Source organism: Bradyrhizobium sp. Kon10 (assembly GCF_055807395.1).
The window spans coordinates 1-26,490 of record NZ_JBVVOZ010000035.1 but is presented as its reverse complement, the minus strand read 5'-3'; the positions used below and the strand labels follow the sequence as shown (position 1 = coordinate 26,490).

Below are 26,490 nucleotides of genomic sequence, written 5' to 3'. Positions count from 1 at the left end.
TGACGTCGAAAGGAACTCCCATGTTGAAGAATAAGGTAGCTATCGTCACCGGATCGACCAGCGGTATTGGGCTGGGCATCGCCAGAGAATTGGCCGGACTCCGCGCCAACGTCGTATTGAACGGCTTCGGCGACCCGAGCGAGATCGAAGCCATCCGCAGCGGGATCGAACGCGAGCACGACGTGCGCGTCATCTACGATGGCGCCGATATGTCGAAGGGCGATGCCGTACGCCAATTGATCGCGGCGACAATCGAGACATTCGGACGTGTCGATATCCTGGTGAATAATGCCGGCATCCAGTTCACCGCGCCTGTGGAAGACTTCCCTGCTGCCAAGTGGAATGCAATTCTCGACCTCAACCTGTCCGCTGCGTTCCATGGAATTGCCGCGGCGGTGCCCCAGATGAAAAAGCAGGGTTGGGGACGGATCGTCAACATTGCATCGACACACGGCCTCGTCGCGTCAACACACAAGGCCGCCTACGTCGCAGCCAAGCACGGGCTGGTCGGCCTGACCAAGGTGGTCGGCCTGGAGACGGCCAGCAGCGGCGTCACTTGCAACGCGGTGTGTCCCGGCTGGGTGCGTACGCCCCTGGTCGAAAAGCAGATCAGCGATATCGCTGCGCAAAAACAAATAACCCAAAAGGAAGCGGCCGAGGAGATTTTGGCCGAGAAGCAGCCATCTCTGGATTTTGTCTCCCCCTCCCAGCTTGGCGGCATGGTGGCCTTCCTCTGTTCGCCTGCGGCAGACCAGATCACGGGCACGGCAATTTCGGTCGATGGCGGCTGGACCGCGCAGTAACGAAGCAAGCGTCGCGGGCGCTGCCCGCTCCCTTAACAAGAGAATATGGAGGCCCTAATGGGTGCAGAGCAGAAAGTCGCGATCATCACCGGCGCGTCGCAGGGTACCGGCGAAGCCCTGGTCAGAGCATATCGCGATCGCAATTTTGCGTTGTCGCAATTTCTCGCTCAATCCGACCGTCGTCTGATCCGGCGAGTTTGGCGGTTGCCGGCGACATCAGGGGTTCAGATACCGCAGAACGAATTGTGTCGCAGTCGCTTGAGCGCTTCGGCCGCGTGGACACCCTCGTCAACAACGCTGGTATCTTCATCGCTAAGCCGTTCACCGAATATTCGGACGAAGATTATTCCAACTTGCTGGGGATCAAGCTCGATGGCTTCTTCCATGTCACTCGGCGCGCAGCCAATGCGATGCTGAAGCGAGGGTCTGGCCCCATCGTGCAGATCACAACTAGGCTCGATGAGCACGCGGTCAGTTGCGTGCCATCGGCGCTGACTGCTTTCACGAAGGGCGGCTTGAACGCGGCAACCAAAATCGCTCGCAATCGAATATGCGAGCATGGGAATCCGCGTCAACGCTGTTGTCCTCCGTCGACGTGCAGGAACTCGCCGGTGGTGAAGGCGGCACCTTCGAGGTACAGCACCGCATCGACGACATCGCTCAATTCTCCCATTCGTCCGACCGGATGCAGCTTGGCCAGTAAGTCGTGCATTTGGGATGCATGCATCGGCGTCTTGACCGCGCCGCGCGGCTCCCGAGACATGGCGTGCGTCGTTCACGAGTCGCCTCCTCCCACAGGTCGAGAAGCAATGAGAACAGACATTGTCGCAATGGCCGCTGAGCCGGCTCGTTGGAATGGAGATCTCAGAATATTCCGTAAGTGCTTGATTTCGGAATGGTGGGCGCACCAGGGCTCGAACCTGGGACCCGCTGATTATGAGACATACTACCGGTATTGATTTCTCAAGCGAATTTTTCCAACCGGGCCAAGATCCGATCATTGCAGATCAATGGCTTACAGCGAAAACCCCAACCGCGAGTGCGCTTGGTGTGGCGCATCCCCGCTATCGTTCGCGTCATTCTAGGCCTGGTTCAGCATTTTGGAGTTAGAGGTGCTTCCGCGCCGAAAGATGCGCATGTACAACCAACGGATCGCATCCAACAGAAGTGTAGGCCGACAGGTCGCACAACGATCAATCTGGACTTCGCCGCGTTGAACATTCGACGCTTCTGCTGGCTGATCAATCGGTCTAATCCATCATAGGCTAGTTTGAACTAACTTAAGGAAGCGTCATCGAAGGACGTCAAATGGCAGCAAGGCGTGACACTACCAAGTTCGGGGGCTCGCAGCCACCGATAACGAGATTCGCTGATCGTGGCCTTTGGAAATGGAGCGATCACTTTTCTGTCCGACGGCACCCTCCGAGGATGCCATCCGCCATCCTAGACGTGGCGTCTCACTCGGTTGCGACCGTCAAGCTGCGACCGACGTTCGCCTGCGTTCGAAGACGAAGTCGCGGTAGCCTGCCTGGATTGCGGCGGCACAATACTCCCGATATTTGGGGAAACCGCCGGTGAACAACGTCAGTCCCTGGGCCTTGTCCTTGACGTTGGTGCCGACGTACCAGGTCTTCGCCTTGGACAGCAACGAGCGCTGCGCGAGCCTGAAAACGAGCTCCATCCAGTCGTCTTCAGCCTGCTTGGTCGGCTCGATGGTGTCGAGGCCATGCTTGGCCATATGCGTGATCGCATGCGCAATCCAATCGACGTCGTTCTCGCTGATCCTGACGACGTTGGCGAGCGCCGCGGGACCGTTCGGCCCGGTGGTCATGAAGAGATTCGGAAATCCCTCCATCATGAGGCCGAGATAGGACCGCGCTCCCGCCCTCCACTTCTCCTTGACAGTCCGGCCGTTGCGGCCGACGACGTGGAAGGCCGTCAGCGCACCTGTCAGCCCGTCATAGCCGGTCGCAAAGATGAGCATGTCGAGTGCGGTCTCGCCGGACTGCGAGCGCACGCCATGCTTCGTGATCTCCACGATCGGATCTGTGATGCAGTCCATCAGTTGAACGTTCGGCTGGTTGAACGTTTCATAGTAGCCGGTGTCCAGGCACGGACGACGGGCGAAGATGGGGTAGTCGCGCGGCTTCAGCTTCTCAGCGGTGGCGGAATCCTTGACCACGTCGTTGATCTTGCCGCGCACGAACTCGGCAACGTGCTCGTTGGCCTCTTCGTTGCTCAAGAGGTCGGTGAAGGTGCCGAGCATCGTCAGTCCGCCGGATTTCCAGGCATCCTCGAGCAGTTCGCGACGGCGCGACGGGGTGATGCTGAAAAAGGCACGCGTCGTCCATGGACGCACGCCGCCGTTCGGGCTGTTCCGCGCCGCTTCACGAATGCCGGCGTAGTGGCGCTTGACCTCCGCGACGTAGTCGGGATCGAGCTTCTGGTTGCGCATGGGCATGGTAAAGCTCGGCGTGCGCTGGAAAACGAACAGCTCACGCGCCTGCCGACCGACCTCCTGCACGATCTGGATGCCGGTCGATCCCGTGCCGATCACGCCCACGCGCTTGCCGGCGAAGCTGACTGGATGGTGCGGCCATTTGCCGGCGCGCAGCAGCTGCCCTTCGTAAGTCTCGATACCGGGAATCTCTGGATCCCTCGGAATCGAGAGCGGGCCGGTTGCCATCACACAGTAGGTCGCCTCGACCGTCTCGCCGCGATCCGTCGTGACCTTCCAGAGCCTGCGCGTCTCATCCCAGACCGCACTCTTGATACGGGTGTTGAACTGGTAGTGCTTGCGCATGTCGAGGCGATCGGCCACGAAATTGAAATAGGCCAACAGCTCCGGCTGCGCGGCGAACTCTTCGGACCAGGTCCATTCCTGCTCGACCTCGGGTGAGAAGGAATAGCTGTAGTCGATGCTCGGAAGGTCGACCCGCGCCCCGGGATAGCGGTTCCAGTACCACACGCCGCCAACGTCACCGCCGGCCTCGAAGGCAGCAATCTTGAGACCCACTTCGCGGAATTTGTAGACGGCGTAGAGACCGCCGAATCCAGCACCGACGATGACGACGTCGAGCCGTTGTCCGCTGGCATCAGCGCTGTTCATGTCGGCGTTCCCTCAGTTTCGTGTTTGGTTCGTTGAAGACGGCGTCCGCTAGCGGGCGCGGAGAAGATCGTAGATGGGGTCGTCGGCAAAGCGTCCGCCCAATGGCAGCCGCGGACCAAAGCGCACCGCTTCGGGTTCGGTTGCAGCGACCTGCTCGTCCACCCAATCGTAGGCGAGCACGCGCCGGAACACCCGCCATTCGCCGTCGCGCTGCTGGAAGACATCGCAATAGCGACCGGCGATCAGAAATTGACGAACTTTGTCGTCGCTTCCCGGCCCGCGCTGCAACGCAAGAAAGTAGGTTTCGACCACGGCCTCGTCGGGCGCGGTGAATTCGATCAGGATGTTGCCGACCATATGGACGTTGCGAGCATCGCTGTCGAAGATTCCGTTCGCCCATTGGAAGAAGCCTTCGACCGGCCCCGAATACGGACCGTGCTGGTCCGTCGCATCCGGCCAATAGGCGCCACGAAGCGAGGCCTCATCCGCCCGATCGACCCCGCGGCAATAGCGGTAGATGCAATCGCGGATCGCCTCTCTATCCAGCAGTTCGGTGATCTTCTTTTGAGACATGGTCATATCAGAGCCCGTCCAAACTCCGGTCCGATGCGCCCAGTGCATCGGTCACTCCCTTGACGACAGCGACCATCTCATGTGCAGTGAGAGCAACCAACAAAACTTCATATGTGAAGCCGAATTTCACATTCATGAATTTGCTGCGACCAGGGAGCGGCACGAAGGGAGGCAAATTGCCAGCGCGCCTGACGACATCCGCCTCGATTTCCGCGGCCGGGTCTACGGTCAAATCGGCCTTGCGCGCCATCGAAATCCTCGAGTTCTTCATGCGCGTGCGGCGGCCGTGCGCGATGTCCGAGATCGGCCTGGCGCTCGGCTATCCGCCGTCCAGCACCACGGTTCTGCTCAAGACGCTGGTCGGCCTCGGCTACCTGAACTTCGACCGTCGGGCGCGGGTCTATTTCCCGACACCGAAGGTGACTTCGCTGGGCGACTGGATCCCGAAATCCCTGTTTGGCGATAGCCGCGTGCTCGAGGCGATGCACGACGTCCACGCCGCGACGGGTGAAACCGTTGCGATCGGCACCACGAACGATGTGTATCTGCAGTACGTCAAGATCGTGCAGTCGATCCATCCACTCCGCTTTCATGTCGATGAGGGAACGTTGAGGCCACTGACGCAGTCCGCCCTCGGCTGGCTCCTGATGTCGACGATGTCCGATGAGAAGGTCGACAGCATCGTTCGCCGTGCCAACATCGCCACACCCAACGCGTCCGACAGGGTCAAACTCCCGGACATGATGAAGCGCATTCGCCAGATCCGCGGCAAGGGTTACTGCTCCGCGGAGAACGTGCCCATGGTGGGCGGAGCCACGATCTGCGTGCTGCTGCCGTTCACGATTCAGAATCAACCCGTTGCCTTGGGGCTCGGCGGCGTTGCCGAGCGCATCAAGCAGAACTCCAATCACTACCTGAGCGTTCTGCAACAGGCCGCCAGATCGGTCAAAGCAAACGACGTGTCCGGTCAGTCGGCCGATACCAGCGCTTGATTTTGTGTCGGCCCAGCCGACGCGCGACGGCTTTCACTCCTGCAACGCCTCCTCCCGCCGCGTGCGGATCGTGGGCAGCATGATCAGGATGACCGCGATCGCGGCCGCGGCCAGCAGCGCGGCCGACAATGGCGATGTCAAGAACACGGTCGCATCGCCGCGCGAGAGCACCATCGCACGGCGGAAATTCTCCTCGATGGCGGGCCCGAGCACCAATCCCAGCAACAGTGGTGCCGCCGGCAGCTGCAGCTTGATCAGCAGATAGCCGAACGCGCAGAACACGGCGGCTTCATAGACCTCGAAGGTCCCGCTGTTGATCGAGTAGACGCCGATCGAGCAGAACACCATGATTGCCGGAAACAGGTAACGATAGGGAATGGTGAGCAGCTTCACCCACAATCCGACCAAGGGAAGATTGAGGATCAGCAGCATCAGATTGCCGACCCACATCGAAGCGATCAGGCCCCAGAACAAGGTCGGGTTCTTGGTCATGACTTGCGGACCGGGCTGGATGTTGTGAATGTTCATGGCGCCGACCATCAGCGCCATCACGACGTTCGAAGGCACGCCGAGTGTCAACAGCGGAATGAAGGAGGTCTGGGCTCCCGCATTGTTGGCCGATTCCGGACCGGCGACGCCTTCGATCGCGCCCTTGCCGAACTGCTCGGGATACTTCGACAGCTTCTTCTCCAGCGTGTAGGAGGCGAACGACGACAGCACCGCGCCGCCCCCCGGCAACACGCCGAGCAGCGTGCCGAGCGCGGTTCCGCGCAGGATGGCCGGAATCATGCGCCGGAAATCCTCCCGGGTCGGAAACAGATTGGCGATCTTCTGCGTCACCAGCGACAGCTTGTCGTCCTGCTCGAGGTTCTTCACGATCTCGGCAAAGCCGAAGATGCCCATCGCCAGCGGCACGAAATCCAGCCCATCGAACAGCTGCGGAATGCCGAAGGCGAAGCGCTGCGTTCCCGAGCTGAGGTCGGTGCCAACAAGGCTCAAAAGCATGCCGAGCGCGACCATCCCGAAGCCTTCGATAAAGGGACCGCTCGAGAGCACCGACGCCAGGATCAGGCCGAGGATCATCAGAGCGAAGAATTCCTTGGGGCCAAACAACAGGGCCGCCGCCGTAAGCGGCCCAGCCAGCGCGGCAAGCGCGAGCGTCGCCACGCAGCCCGCGAAGAACGAACCGATGGCAGCCGTCGAGAGCGCCACGCCGGCGCGGCCCTGCTTCGCCATCTGATAACCGTCGATCGTGGTGACGACAGACGAAGACTCGCCGGGCAGATTGACCACGATGGCTGTGGTCGAGCCGCCATATTGCGCACCGTAATAGATGCCCGCCAGCATGATCAGCGCCGCGTCCGGCGGCAGCGCATAAGTGATGGGCAGCAGCATCGCGATGGTGGCGAGCGGACCAAGGCCCGGCAGCACCCCGATCAGCGTGCCCAGCAGACATCCGAAGAAGGCGTAGAGCAGATTGGCCGGCTGGGCCGCGGTGGAGAAGCCGAGCGCCAGATTATGAAAGAGATCCATTACGCTCCGCCTTCATTTGAACAGCGCCGGCCACACCGGCAGCTGCAGCCCGAGGCCATAGACGAACACCGCGAGGCACAGCCCGATCAGGATGGCCGCGTTCGCCAACGCGCCCTTCCAGGTGAACTCGGGACTGGCTCTACTCGAGACCATGATCAGGACGAACAGCGCCCCCACGAGGCCGAGTGGAAACAACAGAAGTGCAAACAGGGCAACCGAACCCGTGACCCAGGCGAGGCCCTTCATGTCCCATTTCAGCAAGGCCTGTCGTTCGGCGGTCCGCCTCACGGCCCCCAGCATCACGACCAGCCCGATGGCCGCGAGCACGATCGCAAGTAGCCGGGGGAAATAGCCCGGCCCCATCCGCGCCGCGGTGCCCGCCGGATAGTTCAGCGCAGTCACAAAGAAGAAAACTGCAAAGGCGAGAAACAATGCACCCGAAGCGAAGGCGCGCTGGTCGCGGATGATCGGCCCGGTCATCTTCGTCCTCCCGCTGTTGTTTTCTACGCGCCGACAGCCGGCGACTTGCTCTTCGCCTGACCAATCGCATCCATCAGGAGCGGCACGCCCATGGCGCAGGCATGTACGCCCAGATGGGCCGTCATCTGAAGAACCTGGAGAATTTCGCGCCGATCGATCCCAAGCCGCAGCGCTCGCTTGATCTGCAGGCGAAGCCCGTGCGGATTGAGCGCCGTGAAGCATCCGTTCAAGGCGAGCGTGATCAGGCAGCCCGATCGTTCGTCGAGACCGCCGGCCTGACGCCCCACCGCCAACAAATCGAGCATCGCAGCAAAATAGCCGGGATCGGCGCGCAGCCACAGGTCACAGAAGTCCGGCCAGTCGCCGAATTGGGCGACATAGGCGTCACGAAGCGCTTGCTGCTCGTTCGAGAGCCCCGCTTGGTCCGAATCGAGCCCCGCCATCGCCAGCTCTTCAGCGAGAATGCCGACGCCGACGTAACAGCCCTCCAGCCCCTGCGCCGTGGCGAGCCGCAACACGTCGACGATCTCCTGCGTGGACGCGCCTTGGTCGAGCGCCAGTTGCATGTGCAAAGATAGTCCCGAACGAAACAGATGCGTCGCCGATCCGTCCAACGCGACATAGATCAGTTCACACATCTTCCGCGACAGCGGACCGGTTTCGGCGGGATAGCCGCCATAGCGGGCATAGGTTGCAAGAAAGTCCGGATCGAGCCGCAGCAAGCCCTCCGTCCACGGCCGCCAGTAACCGCGGGCACGAATGAAAGCGTCCTTCAGGTCCTGCTCTTCGGCCGTGAGAGTCATGAGAGGTCTCCTGCAACGGCGCGATCGGGGCCCGCATAGACGCTGAGCCCGCCGTCGACTGCGACGACGCTGCCGGTGACATAGGCGGCATCCGGGCTGAGCAGAAACGCCGCCGTCTCGGCGATATCCTGCACAGATACTGCGCGCCCCAGCGGCATCCGGCCAATGGCGCTCGACGCCGTTCCCTCGATCGGTCCCGCGGCGATGGCATTGACGCGAATGCCACGCCCGCCCCATTCACACGCCAGTGTGCGCGTGAGAATCGCGACCGCCGCGGCGCTGGCTGCGACCTCAGCATCTTCGCCGAATGCGACCTCCCCGCCGATCGATGTCAGGTTGAGCAGCGTGCCAAAGCCCTGTCGCTGCAGGATGGGTCCGACCGCCTTCGCGACGCGGAATGCTCCCGTCAGATGGACGGCGAGTGCGCCACCGGCAGCGGCTACGGCATCCGCGCCAACCGCATTCACTACTCCATCGACGCGCCCGAACCGGCGCACAATGCTGGCGATCGCCTCCGCCATGGCGGCCTCGTCCGAAATGTCGACCGGGAGCGCGTGGCATTCGGCCCCCGCAGCGGCAAGCGCCGCTAATTGCTTGCCGTCAGCATCGAGCGCCACGACCGTCGCATCTTCATTAGAAAACCTTCGGACCATCGCCTGGCCGAGCGAACTGCAGGCGCCGACGACAACATAGGTCGGCCGCCCGGATGGCGCCACGCTGCCGTTGGCGTCTTGCATGGTCCCATGACCGCCGACGTGCGATCCACCGTCGACGAGAAAGGTGGACCCCGTGATGGACGATACGCGCGGCGAGGCCAAAAATGCGATAGCGCCGGCGATTTCTTCGGGCGCCGCCATCCGACCGAGTGGAATTCGTCGGGCCACGGCGACCGGGTCGATGCGGCCGCGCGCGATCAGCGCTTCGACGAGCCCGGTGCGGGTATAGCCCGGCGCGACCGCGTTGACCCTGATTCCATCGCGCGCCCATGCGCAGGCATGATGCCGCGTCATCGCGAGCACGCCCGCCTTGGAGGCACTGTAGCCGTTTCGAAACGGCACCGGCCGCAATGCCGCCCCGGACGCGATGTTGACGATGGCGCCTCCCCCGGAGCGCCGCATCACCGCAGCCGCCTGCTCCGCTGCGACGAGGCTGCCGCGCAAATTGACCGCGACGAGATTTTCGAAAACGGACACCGGTTGGTCCACTACACCAACCCCATCCGTGTCGGTGCGGCCTGCATTGTTGACGAGCACATCGAGTCCGCCGAACCGACCGACGCAATACCGCACCATCTCGGCGACCTGCTCCGGCTTCGCCATGTCCACGCCAAAGAATCCGTGCGCCGGCCCAAGCTCGCGGGCCCGGATTGCGGCCTTGTCGGCGTCGATGTCGGCGATCAGCACCCTGGCGCCCTGAGCCGCAAAGCGTCGCGCCGCCGCCCAACCGATTCCGGCAGCCGCCCCCGTGATCAGGACGACACGCCCGCTCAGTTCAGCATCTCGTTCCGCTCGCTTCACAATCGGTTCCCGATGTTGGCGCTAGGCGATGTTAGTGACCGCGATCCCGCCGTCGACCGTCAGCACCTGTGCCGATATGAAGCCGCTATCGTCGCCAGCAAGGAAAGCGATCGCCCTGGCGATATCGTCCACCGTGCCGAGCCGTCCCATAGGCGTGCGCGCGATCCGGCGCGCGTCGAGCTCGGCATTGCGGTTTCGCATCGTGCCTTCGGTCGGAATCGCCGAGGGCGCCACTGCATTGACCCTGATGTTGCGTTCGCCAAGCTCCGCCGCCGCCGCGCGTGTAATGCCCATGACGCCGGCCTTGATGCCGCTATACACGATGCTGTTCTTTGCCGAGATCAAGCCGGCAACGGATGCGACATTGATGATCGCGCCGCCGCGCTCGGCGTCCATGGCCTCGGCCGCCGCCTGAATGCCCCAGATGATCGCCTTGAAGCCAATGTTGAGCATGCGATCCACGGTCTCGGGCGCAATGTCGAGCACCGACTGGTAACGGACCCACGCGGCATTGTTGACGAGGATGTCGAGCCGACCCTGCCGCTCCGCATGGCCGAGAACCGCCGCGCGCATTCCATCGCGGCTCGAGACGTCCTGCGTGACCGCAACCGCGTTCCCACCGGCCGCCTTGATCGCATCCACCGTCGCATTGACGAACTCCGGCTTGAGATCATTGATGCCGACGATGGCGCCACGCGACGCCAGAAGGATCGCAGTGGCCCGTCCGATCCCGTTCCCGGCACCGGTGACGAGTGCAACCTGACCTGCGAGGGTTTTGTCTTTCGTTTCCGTCATGGGGACTTCCCTTCTTTATCCTGACACTGCGGCGTCGGCGACTGGCGCAATTGCATCGATGTAACGGCGACCGAGCGCGGCCAAGGTCGCGCTCGCTTCTCCCTGCGCCTGCAAGGCGCGGACGCGGCGCAAGTGCCGGTGCACCGGCACGTCCCACGTGAATCCCATGCCGCCATGGATCTGCAGCGCGCCTTCGCTGATGGCGCTGCCATAGACACCCGCGGCGAGAAACGCCGCGTCGCGCTGGAGCGGGCCAGCCACGTCGCTCACACTGCGCGTGATGGCGTGCCGGATGCCCTCGAGCCCGAGTTTCTGGCGGGCCAAGGCATGCCGTATCGCCTGATTATAGGACAGCGCACGGCCAAATTGGCGGCGCGTCGAAGCATGTTCATGTGCGAGCGTCAGGCATGCTTCGGCAGACCCCAAAATTGCGGCCGCGCGCAGCACGTTGGCGTCCGAGCACAGGAGATTCCAAGTGCCCTCGGGCAGAACGCTGGCCACCGGGACGGTGACGCCCTGCAAGCGGACGCTGTGTTCCGGCACCGTCAAATCCAGGCCGCTCGCGTCCTCGATGACGACACCTTCGCCATCCGACGGAACCAGTGCCGCGGCACTCGTGCCGATCCGCACCAGCAGGCAGTCGGCCTCGGCGGCGGAGGCCGCGCGCGCAACCCAGCCGTTGAGCACAATTGAGTCACCCTCACGCTCGGCACTGACGCTCCCTTGCCAGGCAATCGTCGCCAGCGTCTCGCCGGTCACGACGGCTTCAGCCGCTCGTGGCAGCGATTCTTGCAGCGCGCGACCGAGCAGTAGCGCTTCCATCAGGGGAAACCCGAGCAGGCCCGAACCGGCCGCCGCGACCACCGGCACCGCAAAGGCCAACGGCAACTCCAGGCCGCCGACCTCCTGCGATGCGATCACCCCGAGCAGGCCGTCATTGGCCAAATGCCTGGCCTGCTCTCGCAAACCCAACGCCGCGCAATCCGCAACCGCGCGTGACGCGGTGACCGCGAACTCGCTCGGCTGCAACCCTTCGCCGGTCAATGTCATCACTTGCCTTTCGAAAGCTGCAGGATTCTGTCGGCGATGATGCCGAGCTGAATTTCGGTTGTGCCGGCATAGATGGTTTCGGCGCGCGCCTGCAGATAGATCGCCTCGAAGCGACGGCGCGCCAGTTGAACGGCCGAGATCTGCGGCAGCGATGCCTGCGCCAGCAGTTCGAGCGCGAGCGCGGCAAAGCGCTGGTGCGCCTCGCTCCAATGCAGCTTTGCCAGGCTGCCGCGCGCACCGATCTTGTCGCCGTTCGCGAGCGCGTCCACCGCGGTCTCGACATGCGCCTTCAGCACTTCGATATCGACGACGACCTCGCCGAGCTTGACCTCGTAGTGGCGCTCAGCGACCAGTTGCGCCAGCGCGGGATCGCTCTTGCAAGCCGAAATCAGGTGGCGAAGCTCGTTCTCGAAGCGCCAGGACCGGTACATGCGGTTGGTCGCCCGCTCGATCTCGAGCACGCGGATCGCGGCATTCCAGCCTTCATCGGGTGCACCGAGCGCGTCGGATTGCAGCACCTCGACATCGTCAAAGAAGACCTCGCAAAAGCTCTCGCGCCCATCGATCGACTTAATCGGCCGCACCCTCACGCCCTTGGCGTCGAGCCGCACCGCGAACATGGCAAGGCCGCGATGCCGATCCTCCAGCGGTCCGGTTCGCGCCAGCACCAGGCAGCGCTGGGCGCGATAGGCCCCGCTCGTCCAGATCTTCTGACCGTTGATCCGCCATGTGTCGCCATCGCGCGTGGCGCGTGTCCGCAAGCCCGCGAGGTCCGAACCCGCTTCCGGCTCGGAAAAGCCCTGACACCAGACGTCCCGCATCTCGAGGATGGCGGGGAGAAAGCGGTGCTTCTGCTCCTCGGTTCCGACGGCGAGAATGATCGGGCCGGCGAGCTCCTTGCCGATCGAATTGACGCTCTCCGGCATCGCGAGCGCGCCGATCTCCTGGTTTGCGATCAGGTGCTCGCGCAAGGTCCGGCCGTGGCCGCCATAGGCCTTCGGCCAGTTGATGCCGGCAAGCCCGGCGCGATACATCGCCGCTTCCCAGGCAATCGATTGCGACAAGGTCGGCGATGCGAATGCTGTGTCATCGCTGCGAAAGCTCGCCGGCAGATTCGCCCGCAGCCAGCGACGCATGGCGACCCGATACGCTTCGCCGGATAGCTCACCGGTCGTGGCAGCTTCAGGCGCCGCTATTTCAATCACTGTCATCGTCAACATCCCGCTTTGGCTTACCCTGCAGGGACCGACACCGGCCGAATATCGGCCGGATCGCCCCATGAACACTTGGTCATTGCGACTTGAGCAGATCGCACACGCTCTCCGAGGCTGGCCGCCATGCCTCTTCGGCGGGGATGGTCCCCGTGATCTCGTAATAGTCGTAGGTGTATTTGGACTCGGCCGGCGTCTTGATGCGGGCGACGTAGAGCGGACGCATGACCTGCCCGTCGGCTCGGATGCCGACATCCTTCATCTCGAAATCGTTGATCGGCGTGTTCTTCATCTGCTTCATCACGACGTCCCCGTCATCGGTACCTGTTGCCGCGACGGCCTTGAGATAATGCGTGATGGCACTGTAGGTGGCGGACTTGGCCTCGTTCAGAATCTGGCCGTTGAACGCCTCGCCAAAGCGCTTGGAAAAGGCGCGCGTTTCGGGATTGAGGTCCCAATAGAACGGCGTGGTCAGGCGCACATTCTGCAGGTCGCGCAGTCCGATGCCGTGCGCTTGGTTGATCATCAGTCCCAGCGGCACGAGCAGTTGCTTCGGCGACAGTCCGAATTCCTGCGCCTGCTTGATAGCGTTGCCGAAGTCCGCTCCCGAATTGGCGAGCGCGATCGCCTTGGCGCCGCTCGCTTGCGCCGTCAGCAGGAACGAGGAGAAGTCCGACGAGTTGAGGGGATGCAGTACCGAGCCCACCACCTTGCCGCCACCGGCCTTGATGAAGTTCGTGGCGTCAGCCTGCCAACCCTTGCCGAACGCATAGTCGACGGTGAGGAAGAACCAGGTGTCGACGCCCTGGGCGAGCAAGGCCTTCACCGTGGCCTTTGGCTGTGCATAGGTGTCCACCATCCACTGCGTGGTCATCGGCGAGCACTTATCGTTGGTGAAGAACGAACCGGCCGTCCCCGCCAGCATATAAGGCTTCTTCCGCGCCTTCATGATGTCCTGCACGCCGAGTGCGATCGACGAGGCCGAGCAGCCGACGATGGCGTCGACGCCCTCATTATCGAGCCAGCGCAGCGCGACCGCGACGCCGATATCGGGCTTGTTCTGGTCGTCGGCGACGACGAGCTCGATCTTCTTGCCATTGACGGTGCCGCCGAAATCGCTGACCGCGAGTCTCGCTGCGGCCACTGAACCCGGGCCGCAATTGTCGGCATACGGGCCGTTCTGGTCGTTCATGATGCCGATCTTGATCACGTCGCCCGAGGCGCCTTGCGCACGCAGCGGCATCGCCAGGACCAACAGAGCGCCCAACATCACGGCGATGTTGAGAAGACGGGTATTGAGTTTCGTCATGGATTCCTCCCTGCAATCGTTGAGCCGGCTTCGCGGTTCTTGTTGATCGATGTCTCAGTGGTGGTGCGTTGGTGGGCCGCCGTGTGGCACGAGCAGTGCGTCGAGTGCGACAGAGCCCTCGCCTTCCGCCTTCAGCAGCAGTGGATTGATGTCGATTTCCGACACCGTGTCCGCGTGTGCAACGGCGAAGCGCGACAGAGCAGCGATCGCGTTCGCCGCGGCCTTGAGATCGGTGCGCTGCCGTCCGCGAGCCCCGTCGAGGACAGCGAACGCTTTGAGCGATTTCAGCATCGCCATCGCCTGCGTCTCGTTCACAGGCGCCATCTGCACAGCCGTGTCTTGGACGATCTCTGCAAAGATCCCGCCAAGGCCGACCATGACGACCGGTCCGAACACCGGATCGATCCGGCTGCCGAGGATCAGCTCGGACAGGCCCCGCGCCATCGGGGCGACGATCACGCCATCGATCACCGCGCGCGGCGCCTTCGTGGTCACACGCGCCAGCATCTGGGTATGGGCCTGCCGCACCTCCTCCTCGGAGCGAAGGCCGACGGCAACGCCGCCGACCTCCGTCTTGTGCGGTAGATCGGGCGAGGCGATCTTCAACACCACGGGAAAACCGATTTCGCGTGCGGCTCGCGCCGCAGCATCGGCGTCCGACACCAGCCGCTCGCCAAGCACGGGGATACCGGCCTCCGCCATCGCGCGCTTGGCGCCGAGTTCATGCCGGAACGCGTCGGCGGCCAGCGGCGAAGCTTTTACGATGACAGGCTGGCTTGATTCCCTTGGCGCAGTCGCCAACGCCTGCAAGCGCGCCAGCGCCGCAATGATGGCGCAGCAGCCGTCAAAACTCGCAATCGTCGGATAGCCCAAGGCATGTAGTTCACCGAGCGCATCCGGCGGGCCCTCGACACACAGAATGACGGGCCGATCGGGATACTGCGCGCGGATGGTGCGCAAGGTCTCCATATAGACCGAGCGCAGGCGTGGCATGTGCAGCGAGAACGGCAGCGGTAGCACGATGACGTCGGAACGGTCGTCAGCCACGACCGCCGACAGGATCTTCTGCAGCATATCGGGTCGGCTGGACATCTGCGCGGTGGCGTCGACCGGATTGCGCGCCGACGCAAACGGCACGAGCTCGAGGATCGCGCGCTGCGTCGCTTCGCTCAGCTCCGGCAACGAGAGCCCGACGGCCTGCGCCGCATCGGCGAGCAACACGCCAAAGCCGCCCGATGCCGTCACGACCGCAAGACGCGGCCCCTTCGGCAACCGATCCGGCAAAAGGATGGAGGCCGCATGACCGAGATCGATCAATTCCTCGATGCTGCGGACCCGAACCGCGCCATATCGCGCCAGCAACGCATCAAACACGGCGTCCGATCCCGCCATGGCCCCGGTGTGCGACGCCGCCGCGGCCTGCCCGGCCTCCGATGTGCCGACCTTCAGAGCAATAACCGGCTTTCCGGCATTGCGGGCCTCGGTCAGCGCGGCGATGAGCCGGCCGGCATCGCGGCAAGCCTCGAAGCAGCACAGGATGACTTTCGTGGCAGGATCACGAGCCATCCAGGCGATGCCGTCGGCAATGTCGATGTCGCACTCGTTGCCAGTGGTCATGAAGCGGCTGATGCCGGCGCCGCGATCGCTCGCCATGCGCATGGTGTAACTGCCGAGATTGCCGCTTTGCGATACGATACCGAGCGAGCCGGCCGTCGGCATGCTGTGCTCAAGCACGATCGAGAACGTGGCGATGGCGCGTTCGGCGACGCTGACCGCGCCGAGACAATTCGGTCCCAATAGTCGCATGCCGGTCCGGCGCGCGGCCGTTTGCAACCGGTCCTGCATCGCGCGCCCTTGCTCGCCGAGCTCGGCAAAGCCGGACGAGAACACAACGACGCTGCGAACGCCGCGCGCAGCGCATTGCTCCACCGCTTCGGCCGCCCGCTCGGCGTCGACCGCAATGATCGCGAGATCAGGGGCCTCAGGCAGTTCAGCCACCGATGCATAGGCCTGAAGCCCCTGCACCACCGCGGCCTTCGGATTGACCGGATAGATCCGGCCCGCATAGCCGTAGCGGCGTAGCAGATCGACCGGCCGACCACCGATCTTGGTCGGCTCCTGAGATGCGCCGATGATCGCGATCGAGCGCGGCGACATCAACGCGTCGAGACCCTCTCCCGGCCGCATGATCAGCGTCCCTTGAACACCGGCGCGCGCTTCTCCAGGAAGGCCATGCGCGCTTCCTTGGCGTCCTCGGTCTTCGACAGCGCCATGGTGATGTTCTGCTCGAAACGATAGGCATCGCGCGGCGGCATCAGCTCGACCATGTTGGCCGCATTCTTGGCATACTCGATCGCAATCGGGCTCTTGGCGGCGATCTCGCGTGCGATCTTCATCGCCTCGGGCATGAGATCCTCCCTGCTGGTGCAGGCCTCGATGATGCCGAGACGATAAAGCTCCGCGGCCGGCACGCGGTAGCCGGTGAAGAACATCCGCCGCATCAGCGAGCGACCGAACAGCGTGTTGAGCATCGCCGCGCCGCCAGCGAGGCCGACATTGATCTCGGGCATGCCGAACACGGCTTCTTCAGAGGCGTAGAAAATGTCGCAGGACGCCATCAGGCCGAGGCCTGCACCCAATGCAACGCCGTTGATCGCGGCGATGACGGGCTTGGAACATTCGCGGATGCAGTTGCCGGTTTCGCGGGTAATGCGGTTGTGGTCATGGAACGCGCCGACCTTCGCCGGGTCCGGACGATCTTTGAGGTCGGCGCCGCTGCAGAAGATCTTGCCGTTACCGGTGAGGATCGCGACGCGGACGTCGCTGCGCTCGGAGATCTCGTCGAACACACTGACGATGCGGTCGCGCATCGCGCGATTGAGCGCATTCACCGGAGGGCGATTCAGCGTCACGATTGCAATGTTGTCGGATACTTCGAGCGTCACGATGTCATCGGACATGGCTTCCTCCTGGCTCTTGTTTATCTTGGCGCCTCGACCCTGGACGGCGACAATTTGTCGCCTGACCGATCGGTCAGTCGATTGGCTCATAACACCAAGGTTGCCGGCTTGCAATAGCTGCGACGACAGAGCTGTTGACTGACCGATCGGTCAGGTCGTAGATTTCAGCCAACCGACAACAAATTCCCCGGGAGAAATCGCCATGACCAAATTTAGCCGGCGTCGGGCCGCAACCCTCATGGCCGGCGCCATTGTCGCGCCGTTTGCTGCACCTGCGATCGTGAGCGCGCGCTCGTCACAGACCATCTTCATCATCGTGCCCTATGCGAGCGGCGGCTCGATCGACAGCCTGATGCGTTCGATCGCCAAGGGAATGTCCGAGGCACTCGACCAGCCGGTGCTGGTCGACAACAAGCCGGGCGCCAATGGCATCGTCGGATCGCAGTATGTGGCGCGCGCGCCCAAGGACGGCACCGTCCTGCTCGCCGGCGGTACCGGACCGATCTCGTTGAACGTCCTGCTGCGCAAGGCCCTGCCCTACAAGCTCGCGGACTTCGCCTCCGTCGCGATGCTCTGCAACGGCCCGCTGTCACTGACCGTGAACGCGAAGATGCCGGCCACCGACATGAAGGGCTTCGTCGCCTACGCCAAGAGCCGCGACAAACCGCTGTTCTACGCCACGCTCGGCCCGGGCAGCGTGACGCATCTGTTCGGGCTCATGATGGGAAAATCGATGGGTTTTGCGGTCACCGACGTCGCCTATCGCAACAACCCGGCCTCGATCATGGAATTGCTGTCGGGCGAATGTGACCTCAATTTCGCAACGCCCGCCGCCGTCGTCGAGCACGTCAAATCGGGCCAGCTGCGCCTGCTCGCCGTCTCCTCGGACAAGCGCATGCCGAACCTGCCTGATGTTCCGACCTTCGCCGAGTCAGGTTACCCCGAACTCTCGGCATCGTTCTGGACCGCGCTGCACGCGCCCGCAGGCACGCCGCGCGAGGCGATTGAACGGCTGAATACGGCAGCCAACGCCGCGATGCAGAAGCCGGAAATTGCAAAGCAGCTGGAAACCGATGGATTGCAGGCCAATACCGGCGCGCCGCAATTGCTCGATTCCCAACTAATCAAGGACGCCGCCCTCTGGGGACCTGTGATCACGGCGCAACATATAGCGCTCGAATGAAGCGGGCTTGCCCTCACTCGCAGGACCGCCTCGGCCTCAGTTGCCAGCGCGCTTTCGTCGGGCCGGCTTGGGCTGCTCACCGGTCGGCGGCTCGCCGAAATCCGGGTTACGGAGACCGTTGAACACCATGTCGAAGAAGATATCGGCGATCTGCTCGGGCGTTGCCGTCTTATTGGGATTGTACCACCGATGCATCCAGTTCAGGGACGACAGGATCAAGCGTCCGGTCATGGGAACATCGAGCTTGCGGATTTCGCCGGCGTCGATCGCGTCCTGGATCAAGCCGCGCAGGAAGTTCTCGAACCGGTCGCGGCGCGTCAGCCTTTCCTTCTGCCTGTGACGATCCGGATCGTTCCAGAAGGCCGTCGTCGATGCGATCCACGCCCAACGGTAGCGCCGGAAATATTCGGCGGTGGCTATCATGAAGGCGCGGATCTTCTGCGACGGCGAGCCGTCCGGAATACGGTCGCGCACGAACAGATACAATTCGAGCGTGGAGCCGACCGCTACGCGCGCGTAAATCTCGTCCTTGTTGGAGAAGTGATGATACAGCAGCGATTTCGAGATGCCGCAAGCGACCGAAATGTCGCGCATCGACGTCCCGTCATATCCCTTGGTGGCGAACAGCCGCGCGGCTTCCGCGAGAATCTGCAGGACACGATCGGACTGCTCCGCCTGATTGGCGGCTCCGTCCTTTGTCGTCGATAATTCAACCATCGAACCTGCAATCTGCCCCTGACGCATCCAAACAGGCCGACCATCGACCAGCACATGGAAACAACCGTAGTTTTTCACCGACCGATCGGTCAAGCCCGCTCTGTCCTGCCGACCAAAGAGGCGCCCAGATGAGCCCGGTCACACGCATCACACGTATCGGCGAGACCACAGACCAGCTCGGCGAGAGCCCGGTGTGGGATGACCGCACGCGGTCGTTGTACTGGATTGATTCGCTGGCGGGATTGATCCGCAGATTGTCCTCTGCGACCGGCGCGATCGAGGAATTTCAGGTGCCCGCTCCGATCGGATCGATGGCCCTGGCGGACAATGGCGACGCGGTCCTGGCGCTGCGCCATGGTTTTGCGCGCTACGATTTCCGGACGCGAGGCCTGACCCCGGGTCCCTCGATCGGCCTCGATCACGCGATGCTTCGCCTGAACGACGGCAAGGCGGACCCTTATGGTCGTTTCGTGGCCGGCACCATGCATGGCGGGCGGGCTGAAGACGAAAAGCCGCTCGGCGGCCTCTATCGCATCGACGCCTCGGGCGCGATCGAGCACCTCGAGTCCGATCTCGCCGTGGCCAACGGCCCGTGCTTCAGTCCCGACGACAAGACGTTCTACCTTGCCGACACGGTGCGGCGCGTGATCTGGGCTTACGACTATCACCGCGACGGGCCCCTCGCGAACAAGCGCGTTTTCGCCGAGATGGATCCGCTCGGCTCGGGCGGCGATGGGGCGACGGTCGATGCGGAAGGCTATTTGTGGACCGTGCTGGTCCGCATCGGGGCGATCGCGCGGCTGGCGCCAGATGGAACGGTGGTGCGCCGTGTCGACATGCCGGTCCGCCATCCGACCAGCGTAACGTTCGGCGGCGCCGGCCTCGATGTCCTCTATGTAACGTCGATCTCGCGCAGCACCCACCTCAGGGACGATAGCCCCGGCGCCGGCGGATTGTTCGCCGTCGAGGGTCTCGGCGTGACGGGGCTGCCGGCCCACAGGTTCGACTTGGGCTAGGCGGGTCGCTTGATCTGCCGCGGCACGCTCTCGGCCATGTAGTCGACGAAGACCCTGATCTTTTCCGGCAGATAGCTGCTCTGCTGGAAGGTGGCGTAAATGCCTTCGTCGAAGGTGGAATTGGTGACACGGAAGCCCGGCAGCAGGCGAACCAGTCGCCCGCCCTTCACCTCGTCCGCGACCGTGTAGTCGTCGAGCAGCGCGATGCCATGCGCGCGCACCGCAAGATCGCACAGGATGATGCCGTTGTTGCTGCTGAACGAGGACGGCACGACGATCTCACGAAGCCTGCTCTTGCGCATGAACTTCCAGACCACGTCGTCAGGGCCCATCCAGTAGGTGAGGCAATTGTGCCCTGCCAGATCATCCGGCCCACGCAGCTTCGGCATCCGCGCGACATAGTCCGGCGAGGCCACCAGGATACGTTCGCTCCGCACCAGGCGGCGCTGCATCAGGCCCGGATCCTTCGGCGCGGCGATCTGGAAATCGATGTCGAACTCCTCCTCGCGAAGGAGGACACGCCGTTCCGACAGGCGAAGCTCGACCTTCAACTCCGGATAAAGCTTCTGGAACTGCGGAATTAGCGGCGACAGCACCTTGATGCCGAACAGCGTCCGCGAATGAACCCGGAGCGTTCCGCGCGGCGTGCTCTGCAGGGAAAGCGCCGCAGCCTCGGCATCCTCGATGCCATGCAGCACCTGCTCGGTCCGCTGGAAGAAGATTTTTCCGGCCTCGGTCAAGCCGAGATGGCGGGTGCTGCGGTTGATCAATTGCACCCCGAGCTGGGCCTCGAGCTCGCCGACATACCGCGACACCGATGCCGGCGAGAGCCCCGCCCGGCGTCCGGCCGCGGAGAAACTGCCCTCGCGGACGCTGCTGACAAACAATTCCATGGCCTGGAGACGATTCATCGATCTTTTCAGATTCTGCAAAAGATATACTCAGATTACGCCAATTGTTCGAAAAACCTCAAGGCCATAACCTCGCGTCAACCGGTCGAAAAACGGCCGCGGCGCAATATGGTAGAGGAATGCACCCATGGAATTCGGCGTTTTCATCCTGGCGCAGCAGCGCGGCTATCACCAAACCTCGCAGCAGGTCATCAACAACGCGGTCGAGCAGACGGTCGCCGCGGAAGCCGCCGGCTTCGATACGGCCTGGTATGCCGAGCATCATTTCAACAATTACAGCCTGTGCCCCTCGCCGCTGATGATGGTCGCGCATTGCGCCGGACTGACCAAGCGCATCAGGCTCGGCACCGCGGTCTGCGTGCTGCCGCTGTATCATCCCGCGCGCCTGCTGGGCGAGATCGGTTTTGCCGACACGGTCTCGAACGGCCGCCTCGATCTCGGCATCGGCTCGGGCTACCAGCAATTCGAGTTCGATCGTTTCGGCGTCGACCTGAAGAACTCACACTCGTTGTTCGCCGAGCTCTACGACGTGCTTGAAGCCGGCATGAAGGAACACGTCTTCTCCTATTCCGGCCAGCATCTGCAGATTCCGCCGACCTCCATCGCGGTGCGTACCGTGCAGAAGCCGATGCCGCCGATCTGGGTAACGTCGGGACATGCGGAGACGCTCGGCCGCGCCATCCGCGACGACCACAATCTGTTCGTCACCGCCCTGCTCAACGGTACCGACGCCATCAAGGCGCTGCGCGAGCGGCTCGAGGGCATTGCGGCCAAGGAAGGCCGCTCGATCGACGACACGCGCTTCGGCTTCCTGCGCTGCGCCTATGCCAGCGACAATGACAGCGAGATCCAGTCGTATCTGGACAATGCGCGCTTCCAGCGCCGGCTCTCCGAAAGCCTGAAGTTCCGCCGTGCCCAGAGCGATGACGGTTACCTCATCAAGGAAGAGGCCGGGCCGAACGACATGAGCCTCGAGACGATGCGGAGCAACTTGCCCGTCGGCAGCGTCAACCAGGTGATCGACCGCATGCTGGAAGAGATCAGCATTCTCAAGCCGACTCACATCGCGCTTCAGACCCAGCTCGGCGATTTCGACCAGCGCACGATGCTGCGCCAGATCGAGCTGTGGGGCAGCAAGATCATTCCCGCGATCCGGAAGGAGCTGAAATCCGCTACCGCCGGACGCGGCAAGATCGCGGGCGAAGCGGTTTCCGCGTAGCCCTGGTACCCTCGCATAGGGAGGAACGTCATGGGATGTCAAATGGCTCAAATGACCGATTTCCGCTCGGTTGAGGCCGCTGAATTCCGGCTCGCCATGCGGAACCTCGCCGGCGGTGTCGCGATCGTGGCGACGGGACGTGAGACCGCACGGCGTGGATTGACCGTGAGCTCCGTCACCTCGCTGTGCATGGAGCCGCCCTGCCTGCTCGTCGGCGTCAATGCGAGCTCCGAAACGCATGCCGCCATTCTCACCAACGGCCGCTTCGGGGTCAGCCTGCTCGGCCGAGGGCAGGAAGATCTGGCGCTGCGTTTCGCGGGCGGCGCCAAGGGGGCCGAACGCTTCGCGACAGCATCTTGGCAGCAAGGCGTCCTCGATGTCCCCCTGCTCGAACCGGCGATCGGCGTCCTGGAGTGCGTGCTGCATCATCACCAATTGGTCGGCACGCACGGTCTCTTCATCGGCAGAATCGTCGCAACCCGCGGTGGGAACGGCGATCCCCTACTCAACTATCAGGGGACGCTGCGCGCGTTGCCGCAGGCATAGTTGACGTTCGGTGTTAGCGAAGCGGCATAATTGCAACACGAATAGAAGGATAGCGGCTCCGTGATCATCGAATGCTTCGAGGGCGGCATGGTCCAGCTGAGCGAGCCGCTCGACTTCCGAAACTTCAAGCTGGTGCTGCATGCCGATGCAGGATCTGAAGCGCAGGGGTGGCAAGGGATTACGCTGCTCGACAATCGGGATGCGCTCGTTTCGGTCGATCTCGTTCCAACCCTTGCCGGTTGCCCCGACGGCGCCAGTTGGGCTCAAGGCTACGCGGACATGATCGCCAAGGCCGGCGAACATGGCTGGATTGATCCGGAACGGAACGCTATCCGGGCTCATATCGAACGCGCGGCCGAGACGAGTGGCCTCAGTTAGCACGCGCAGATCTGCTGGCATTCACGTCGGTCGGCGTCGACGTGAACGCGGCGCCGCACAGCGGCGCTCCCCTCAACATTCAGAGCTCAATTGCGGACGATGCCTCAATTTCTTGATGGCCAAGAATGGAATGTACGAATGATCACAGAGTGTCCGGCTGCAGGCGATCTACAACTGACGGAGCCGTCTGATTTACCGACGTTCGAGGGATCGCTGAAGGATAACGCAGGCATCCAATCGCTTGAGCAAGCCAGGATGGTTATCATTGATGGCGACAATGTCCTCGCGCCCACGGCGCTGGTTCCAGCCCTGCTCGGCGGTCCGCCTGGCCCTGCTGCCGCATTTGGCACGCGCCGCGGCCTGAGCGGGCGCCGCGGAGGGATGGTGGCGAGCGCGCTCCTATGTCTCGTCGTCGCGACGCCGCTGGTGTTTCAGACGAGCGCCGCGACGGCCCAGACGGCGGCGGAGACTTGGCCGAACCGAGCGATTACCTGGGTAGTACCGTTCGGGGCTGGCGGTGTCACTGACCTCGTCTCGCGCAAGATCGCAGAGCTGCTGCGGACGCGGCTTGGGCAGCCGGTGGTGGTAGAAAATCGGCCCGGCGCTGGCGGGACCATCGGCACGGAGTTCGTTGCCCGGGCCCAGCCTGACGGCTACACCGTGCTCTACGCCTCGGGCGGGCCTATGACGATCCAGCCAAACCTAGGAATGACGAAGCCGAATTACGACCCGCTTAAGAGCTTTGTTCACGTCCGTGGCGTGAGCTCGTCAAATCAGATCCTCGTCGCGACTGCAGCAGCGCCATACAACACGCTGGCTGAGTTCGTGGCCTACGCGAAGGCTAGCCCGGGCAAGATCAACTTTGGCTCCCCGGGGCCTGGTACCGCCCAGCACCTCGCCGGCGAGATGTTCCAGGCGGCCGCCGGGATCACGCTGACACACGTGCCCTACAAGTCGGGCTCGAGCCAGATGACCGACATGATGTCCGGCATCCTGGATGTGTCCTTCGACTATCTCAGCGTGCTCAGGCCGCTGATCGACACCGGCAAGGTCAAGGTGCTCGGCACCACCGGTGCCGCGCGGTTAGCCGCGCTGCCCGATGCGCCGACGGTCCTCGAGGCCGGCTACCCGGACGCCGTCAGTGTCGGCTCAACCTGGGTCGCGGTCCCGGCCGGGACAGACCCGAAAATCGTAAGCAAGCTCTCTCAGGCACTCAGCTCTGTCCTTGCCGACCCAGGCCTCGTCGCCGACCTCGTCACCAACGGCCAAGTGTCGATTGCCGACAAGGGGCCGGCCGAGATGGTCCCGTTCATCGTCAAGGAGACAGCAAGTTACAAGCGGGTGATCGACAGCGCAGGCATCGCCGTTCGTTAGCTCTGGCGTACGGCGTCAAACACCGGCCACAGCAGCGCCGCTGTTCGCACGAATGTCGTGTTCAGCAAATTCTGAAAATGTCTTGCCGCGGGGTCAAGTATTTCAGCGACAAGTGCGGGCGCTCCGCCACAACAGCAATTGGTTGGGTCTGGTGAGAATGCCGCTCGTGCCGACGTGATGGCTGCTATTGGCCTCCTTTGGCGTTCGCCGTGGATCACCTGACGACTCAGCATCCTGCTATGACTAAAGCGAATCCGCCCGCGCGGTGCATCGAAGGTTAGTGTACTGAGGCCCCGCCGAGAATTGGGATACGTCAGTTGGCATGCTGCCGCCGAGCTTTTCAAGCATAAGCATGATGGTCTTGTCGTTATCGTATCCGAGTGACGCGTTGATCTCCGCGTCTCGTTGAACATTTGCCGGTATGCCGAGACGAACCTGAGGTTCGCTGCGTTATCCGAAGCCGGAAGGTAAGACGCGGCGAACTTCGAGCCGTAGACGAGGTCCCCAAGAGCCGGCCAAGCAGTCTCTGGGGACAGGGATCGGCACGTTGACGCCAACCATGCCGACCTTGATCTGATGAGCAAATTCACGGGCGGCATCGCAGTCACGTGTGAAGATCGATGTCCCGTTGCCGAAATCGTGCTCATTGATCAGGTGCGCGGCCCACTATTCACTAGGCGCTAGCGCCAATCCACGGCGACGCTCCGCACTTCAGAACGCCTGCTCACATTGGCAGTCGTTAGATTTTCTTTGGTCTCCCGGCGCACACGTCGTGCACACGGCGCGTTCTAACCGATTGAAACACTTGAACTCTCCCTCCAATCCATCATTGGAGCCACAGAAAAGCGATAGCATTGCGATTTCAATGATTTACCTTATGCTCTCAACAGCTTGAAGCATGACGTGCGCACGCCAAACTAGCACACGTTTGTACCCCTATTTACCATGGCCAGCCCCACTCACTTGCCGTCCGGGAACTGGAGCGTCCAGGTCCGCCGTAAGAACCGCTATGTGTCAGAGACCTTCCGCCGTCGCAAGGACGGGAGCGCAGTATTGACCGCAGAGGGTCACCAAAACCCTCCCGACTGAAGAGGTCCGGGTAGCGCGCTTTGCAACGAAGCATTCGGGTCTCGAGCGAGACCGCCGCCCAACCGAAGATGAGCTCGACGAATTGATCGAATACCTCGAACCCAATCGTCGGCGATTCAAGTCGATGGTCGCATCCTTGTACGCGGTGGCGACCACGATGCGACGAGAGGAGATATGCCGTCCTGACCTGACGTGGGTATGAAAACCCGAATCTTCATCGGCCAGTGCTCATTGACGTAGCTGATCCACCAGCTCCGCCACACGCTCATCCGCGCGACGGAGGCGGCGACAGAGCTCGCGGTTAACATTTTGAAGCACTATGACATAGGCGCGCGTGTCAGCCTTATAGTAAGTATACAGATTTTGAGCTGTAAGTTCGTAAAGCACGGCTGCAGTCGCTGCCACCACCGTTGCCGATCGATTTTGCATTTCGATCAGGGTCATCTCGCCAAAGAAATCCCCTGGCCCGAGATCAGCCGTGTGAATGAGCCCGCCCGAATTGCCTTGCCTGCGTACCTCAAGCTCTCCTGAATGGACGACGAACATCGACCGACCGGGATCGCCTTGAGCTATAACGATGTGACCTGCTTGGACTCTGCGCTCAACCAACATGGGGAGCAAAACGTCGAGACTGGCATCTGAAAGGCCACCGAAGAACGGTGTCGCGAGCAAGAACGCTTTCAGATCGGGAGAGCTGACAGCCATCGGAATATTATACGCCGCGGCTTCAACGGCAGGCAAGGCGCCCTTCCGGCACGGCTGCACGTAGTCGCAAACGAATGAGGCCGCCGACCGAGGCGACCTCCAATTCGCGAGCAGCTCCGGGAAAACGAGCTCAGAAGGGTGGCTGCCCCGGGCCCGATCCCGGGCCAAACGGACCGCGCTGGTTGCCGGGGCCCTGCAAGCCGCCAAAGATAAGGCC

The 26,490-nt window shown here is 62.8% G+C and carries 24 protein-coding genes and 3 pseudogenes; 9 read left to right on the top strand and 18 right to left on the bottom strand.

What is annotated here, in order from left to right:
* Positions 1–20: 20 nt before the first annotated feature.
* Both AC0L2O_RS30930 and AC0L2O_RS30925 read left to right on the top strand, forming a co-directional pair.
* Positions 21–803, top strand: coding sequence for a 3-hydroxybutyrate dehydrogenase (locus AC0L2O_RS30930; RefSeq protein WP_473372420.1), 783 nt, complete (start codon positions 21–23; stop codon positions 801–803).
* Positions 804–860: 57 nt separating this feature from the next.
* Positions 861–1,385: pseudogene (locus tag AC0L2O_RS30925) on the top strand (SDR family NAD(P)-dependent oxidoreductase); the annotation flags it as partial.
* On the opposite strand, the pseudogene AC0L2O_RS30920 reads toward AC0L2O_RS30925, so the two are convergent.
* The 4 genes and pseudogenes from AC0L2O_RS30920 to AC0L2O_RS30905 all read right to left on the bottom strand — a co-directional run.
* A pseudogene (locus tag AC0L2O_RS30920) lies at positions 1,375–1,548 on the bottom strand (SDR family oxidoreductase); the annotation flags it as partial. The pseudogenes AC0L2O_RS30925 and AC0L2O_RS30920 sit on opposite strands and share 11 nt — an antisense overlap.
* Before the next feature lie 729 nt (positions 1,549–2,277).
* On the bottom strand, positions 2,278–3,912 hold the full coding sequence (locus AC0L2O_RS30915; protein WP_473372419.1) for a flavin-containing monooxygenase: 1,635 nt from the start codon (positions 3,910–3,912) through the stop codon (positions 2,278–2,280).
* 48 nt (positions 3,913–3,960) lie between these two features.
* Positions 3,961–4,485, bottom strand: coding sequence for a nuclear transport factor 2 family protein (locus AC0L2O_RS30910; protein ID WP_473372418.1), 525 nt, complete (start codon positions 4,483–4,485; stop codon positions 3,961–3,963).
* 7 nt (positions 4,486–4,492) lie between these two features.
* Positions 4,493–4,735, bottom strand: coding sequence for a hypothetical protein (locus tag AC0L2O_RS30905; protein ID WP_473372417.1), 243 nt, complete (start codon positions 4,733–4,735; stop codon positions 4,493–4,495).
* Here AC0L2O_RS30905 and AC0L2O_RS30900 point away from each other — a divergent pair.
* Positions 4,725–5,477 carry an IclR family transcriptional regulator gene (locus AC0L2O_RS30900; RefSeq protein ID WP_473372416.1) on the top strand — a complete coding sequence of 251 codons (753 nt, stop codon included), beginning with the start codon at positions 4,725–4,727 and terminating at the stop codon, positions 5,475–5,477. The genes AC0L2O_RS30905 and AC0L2O_RS30900 overlap by 11 nt on opposite strands.
* 33 nt (positions 5,478–5,510) lie before the next feature.
* Here the strand turns inward: AC0L2O_RS30900 and AC0L2O_RS30895 are convergent, their stop codons facing one another.
* The 10 genes from AC0L2O_RS30895 to AC0L2O_RS30850 form a co-directional block, all read right to left on the bottom strand.
* Positions 5,511–7,010 (bottom strand): tripartite tricarboxylate transporter permease, encoded by a 1,500-nt coding sequence (locus AC0L2O_RS30895; protein ID WP_473372415.1) that lies wholly within the window; start codon positions 7,008–7,010, stop codon positions 5,511–5,513.
* Positions 7,011–7,022: 12 nt separating this feature from the next.
* Complete coding sequence (locus AC0L2O_RS30890) at positions 7,023–7,490, bottom strand: tripartite tricarboxylate transporter TctB family protein (protein WP_473372414.1); 468 nt, start codon at positions 7,488–7,490, stop codon at positions 7,023–7,025.
* A gap of 23 nt (positions 7,491–7,513) precedes the next feature.
* Positions 7,514–8,293, bottom strand: a complete 780-nt coding sequence (locus tag AC0L2O_RS30885) for a carboxymuconolactone decarboxylase family protein (RefSeq protein WP_473372413.1) — start codon at positions 8,291–8,293, stop codon at positions 7,514–7,516.
* Positions 8,290–9,810 (bottom strand): SDR family oxidoreductase, encoded by a 1,521-nt coding sequence (locus AC0L2O_RS30880; RefSeq protein ID WP_473372412.1) that lies wholly within the window; start codon positions 9,808–9,810, stop codon positions 8,290–8,292. The genes AC0L2O_RS30885 and AC0L2O_RS30880 overlap by 4 nt, the downstream gene beginning before the upstream one ends.
* Before the next feature lie 21 nt (positions 9,811–9,831).
* Positions 9,832–10,605 (bottom strand): SDR family NAD(P)-dependent oxidoreductase, encoded by a 774-nt coding sequence (locus tag AC0L2O_RS30875; RefSeq protein WP_473372411.1) that lies wholly within the window; start codon positions 10,603–10,605, stop codon positions 9,832–9,834.
* Between the two features lie 15 nt (positions 10,606–10,620).
* Positions 10,621–11,655, bottom strand: coding sequence for an acyl-CoA dehydrogenase family protein (locus AC0L2O_RS30870; RefSeq protein ID WP_473372443.1), 1,035 nt, complete (start codon positions 11,653–11,655; stop codon positions 10,621–10,623).
* Positions 11,655–12,866: an acyl-CoA dehydrogenase family protein gene (locus tag AC0L2O_RS30865; RefSeq protein ID WP_473372410.1), complete on the bottom strand. Its 1,212-nt coding sequence runs from the start codon at positions 12,864–12,866 to the stop codon at positions 11,655–11,657. The genes AC0L2O_RS30870 and AC0L2O_RS30865 overlap by 1 nt, the downstream gene beginning before the upstream one ends.
* 79 nt (positions 12,867–12,945) lie before the next feature.
* Positions 12,946–14,175: an ABC transporter substrate-binding protein gene (locus AC0L2O_RS30860; protein ID WP_473372409.1), complete on the bottom strand. Its 1,230-nt coding sequence runs from the start codon at positions 14,173–14,175 to the stop codon at positions 12,946–12,948.
* A gap of 54 nt (positions 14,176–14,229) precedes the next feature.
* Positions 14,230–16,362 carry an acetate--CoA ligase family protein gene (locus AC0L2O_RS30855; protein ID WP_473372408.1) on the bottom strand — a complete coding sequence of 711 codons (2,133 nt, stop codon included), beginning with the start codon at positions 16,360–16,362 and terminating at the stop codon, positions 14,230–14,232.
* A gap of 2 nt (positions 16,363–16,364) precedes the next feature.
* A complete protein-coding gene (locus AC0L2O_RS30850; RefSeq protein WP_473372407.1) occupies positions 16,365–17,135 on the bottom strand; it encodes an enoyl-CoA hydratase/isomerase family protein in 771 nt (256 codons plus the stop codon).
* A gap of 202 nt (positions 17,136–17,337) precedes the next feature.
* Here AC0L2O_RS30850 and AC0L2O_RS30845 point away from each other — a divergent pair, with 202 nt between their 5' ends.
* Positions 17,338–18,318 carry a Bug family tripartite tricarboxylate transporter substrate binding protein gene (locus tag AC0L2O_RS30845; RefSeq protein ID WP_473372406.1) on the top strand — a complete coding sequence of 327 codons (981 nt, stop codon included), beginning with the start codon at positions 17,338–17,340 and terminating at the stop codon, positions 18,316–18,318.
* A 36-nt stretch (positions 18,319–18,354) separates the two neighbouring features.
* Here AC0L2O_RS30845 and AC0L2O_RS30840 read toward each other — a convergent pair whose 3' ends face one another.
* Entirely contained in the window at positions 18,355–19,035 is a 681-nt protein-coding gene (locus AC0L2O_RS30840; protein ID WP_473372405.1) for a TetR/AcrR family transcriptional regulator, read from the bottom strand.
* 128 nt (positions 19,036–19,163) lie between these two features.
* Here AC0L2O_RS30840 and AC0L2O_RS30835 point away from each other — a divergent pair, with 128 nt between their 5' ends.
* A complete protein-coding gene (locus AC0L2O_RS30835) occupies positions 19,164–20,051 on the top strand; it encodes an SMP-30/gluconolactonase/LRE family protein (protein ID WP_473372404.1) in 888 nt (295 codons plus the stop codon).
* Here the strand turns inward: AC0L2O_RS30835 and AC0L2O_RS30830 are convergent.
* On the bottom strand, positions 20,048–20,962 hold the full coding sequence (locus AC0L2O_RS30830) for a LysR family transcriptional regulator (protein ID WP_219685214.1): 915 nt from the start codon (positions 20,960–20,962) through the stop codon (positions 20,048–20,050). The two genes, AC0L2O_RS30835 and AC0L2O_RS30830, sit on opposite strands and share 4 nt — an antisense overlap.
* Positions 20,963–21,089: 127 nt before the next feature.
* On the opposite strand from AC0L2O_RS30830, the gene AC0L2O_RS30825 reads away from it, so the two are divergent.
* The 4 genes from AC0L2O_RS30825 (at position 21,090) to AC0L2O_RS30810 (ending at position 24,479) form a co-directional block, all read left to right on the top strand.
* Positions 21,090–22,181 carry an LLM class flavin-dependent oxidoreductase gene (locus AC0L2O_RS30825; protein WP_219685215.1) on the top strand — a complete coding sequence of 364 codons (1,092 nt, stop codon included), beginning with the start codon at positions 21,090–21,092 and terminating at the stop codon, positions 22,179–22,181.
* A gap of 42 nt (positions 22,182–22,223) precedes the next feature.
* A complete protein-coding gene (locus tag AC0L2O_RS30820) occupies positions 22,224–22,727 on the top strand; it encodes a flavin reductase family protein (RefSeq protein ID WP_473372403.1) in 504 nt (167 codons plus the stop codon).
* A gap of 60 nt (positions 22,728–22,787) precedes the next feature.
* Positions 22,788–23,105 carry a hypothetical protein gene (locus tag AC0L2O_RS30815; protein WP_473372402.1) on the top strand — a complete coding sequence of 106 codons (318 nt, stop codon included), beginning with the start codon at positions 22,788–22,790 and terminating at the stop codon, positions 23,103–23,105.
* A gap of 138 nt (positions 23,106–23,243) precedes the next feature.
* Complete coding sequence (locus AC0L2O_RS30810; protein WP_473372401.1) at positions 23,244–24,479, top strand: Bug family tripartite tricarboxylate transporter substrate binding protein; 1,236 nt, start codon at positions 23,244–23,246, stop codon at positions 24,477–24,479.
* Between the two features lie 528 nt (positions 24,480–25,007).
* Here AC0L2O_RS30810 and AC0L2O_RS30805 read toward each other — a convergent pair.
* Both AC0L2O_RS30805 and AC0L2O_RS30800 read right to left on the bottom strand, forming a co-directional pair.
* Positions 25,008–25,142 (bottom strand): annotated as a pseudogene (locus AC0L2O_RS30805) (aldehyde dehydrogenase family protein); the annotation flags it as partial.
* Positions 25,143–25,796: 654 nt separating this feature from the next.
* Positions 25,797–26,273 carry a cyclic nucleotide-binding domain-containing protein gene (locus AC0L2O_RS30800; protein WP_369726795.1) on the bottom strand — a complete coding sequence of 159 codons (477 nt, stop codon included), beginning with the start codon at positions 26,271–26,273 and terminating at the stop codon, positions 25,797–25,799.
* Positions 26,274–26,490: the final 217 nt, after the last annotated feature.

Excerpts from the sequence above, each read along its gene's own strand:
- AC0L2O_RS30820 (WP_473372403.1), top strand. The coding sequence starts at position 22,224 with ATGGCTCAAATGACCGATTTCCGCTCGGTTGAGGCCGCTGAATTCCGG.
- AC0L2O_RS30890 (WP_473372414.1), bottom strand. The coding sequence starts at position 7,490 with ATGACCGGGCCGATCATCCGCGACCAGCGCGCCTTCGCTTCGGGTGCA.
- AC0L2O_RS30865 (WP_473372410.1), bottom strand. The coding sequence starts at position 12,866 with ATGACAGTGATTGAAATAGCGGCGCCTGAAGCTGCCACGACCGGTGAG.
- AC0L2O_RS30850 (WP_473372407.1), bottom strand. The coding sequence starts at position 17,135 with ATGTCCGATGACATCGTGACGCTCGAAGTATCCGACAACATTGCAATC.
- AC0L2O_RS30895 (WP_473372415.1), bottom strand. The coding sequence starts at position 7,010 with ATGGATCTCTTTCATAATCTGGCGCTCGGCTTCTCCACCGCGGCCCAG.
- AC0L2O_RS30905 (WP_473372417.1), bottom strand. The coding sequence starts at position 4,735 with ATGGCGCGCAAGGCCGATTTGACCGTAGACCCGGCCGCGGAAATCGAG.
- AC0L2O_RS30930 (WP_473372420.1), top strand. The coding sequence starts at position 21 with ATGTTGAAGAATAAGGTAGCTATCGTCACCGGATCGACCAGCGGTATT.
- AC0L2O_RS30835 (WP_473372404.1), top strand. The coding sequence starts at position 19,164 with ATGAGCCCGGTCACACGCATCACACGTATCGGCGAGACCACAGACCAG.
- AC0L2O_RS30810 (WP_473372401.1), top strand. The coding sequence starts at position 23,244 with ATGATCACAGAGTGTCCGGCTGCAGGCGATCTACAACTGACGGAGCCG.
- AC0L2O_RS30875 (WP_473372411.1), bottom strand. The coding sequence starts at position 10,605 with ATGACGGAAACGAAAGACAAAACCCTCGCAGGTCAGGTTGCACTCGTC.
- AC0L2O_RS30870 (WP_473372443.1), bottom strand. The coding sequence starts at position 11,655 with ATGACATTGACCGGCGAAGGGTTGCAGCCGAGCGAGTTCGCGGTCACC.
- AC0L2O_RS30800 (WP_369726795.1), bottom strand. The coding sequence starts at position 26,273 with ATGGCTGTCAGCTCTCCCGATCTGAAAGCGTTCTTGCTCGCGACACCG.
- AC0L2O_RS30855 (WP_473372408.1), bottom strand. The coding sequence starts at position 16,362 with ATGCGGCCGGGAGAGGGTCTCGACGCGTTGATGTCGCCGCGCTCGATC.
- AC0L2O_RS30825 (WP_219685215.1), top strand. The coding sequence starts at position 21,090 with ATGGAATTCGGCGTTTTCATCCTGGCGCAGCAGCGCGGCTATCACCAA.
- AC0L2O_RS30860 (WP_473372409.1), bottom strand. The coding sequence starts at position 14,175 with ATGACGAAACTCAATACCCGTCTTCTCAACATCGCCGTGATGTTGGGC.
- AC0L2O_RS30845 (WP_473372406.1), top strand. The coding sequence starts at position 17,338 with ATGACCAAATTTAGCCGGCGTCGGGCCGCAACCCTCATGGCCGGCGCC.
- AC0L2O_RS30885 (WP_473372413.1), bottom strand. The coding sequence starts at position 8,293 with ATGACTCTCACGGCCGAAGAGCAGGACCTGAAGGACGCTTTCATTCGT.
- AC0L2O_RS30840 (WP_473372405.1), bottom strand. The coding sequence starts at position 19,035 with ATGGTTGAATTATCGACGACAAAGGACGGAGCCGCCAATCAGGCGGAG.
- AC0L2O_RS30910 (WP_473372418.1), bottom strand. The coding sequence starts at position 4,485 with ATGTCTCAAAAGAAGATCACCGAACTGCTGGATAGAGAGGCGATCCGC.
- AC0L2O_RS30915 (WP_473372419.1), bottom strand. The coding sequence starts at position 3,912 with ATGAACAGCGCTGATGCCAGCGGACAACGGCTCGACGTCGTCATCGTC.
- AC0L2O_RS30830 (WP_219685214.1), bottom strand. The coding sequence starts at position 20,962 with ATGAATCGTCTCCAGGCCATGGAATTGTTTGTCAGCAGCGTCCGCGAG.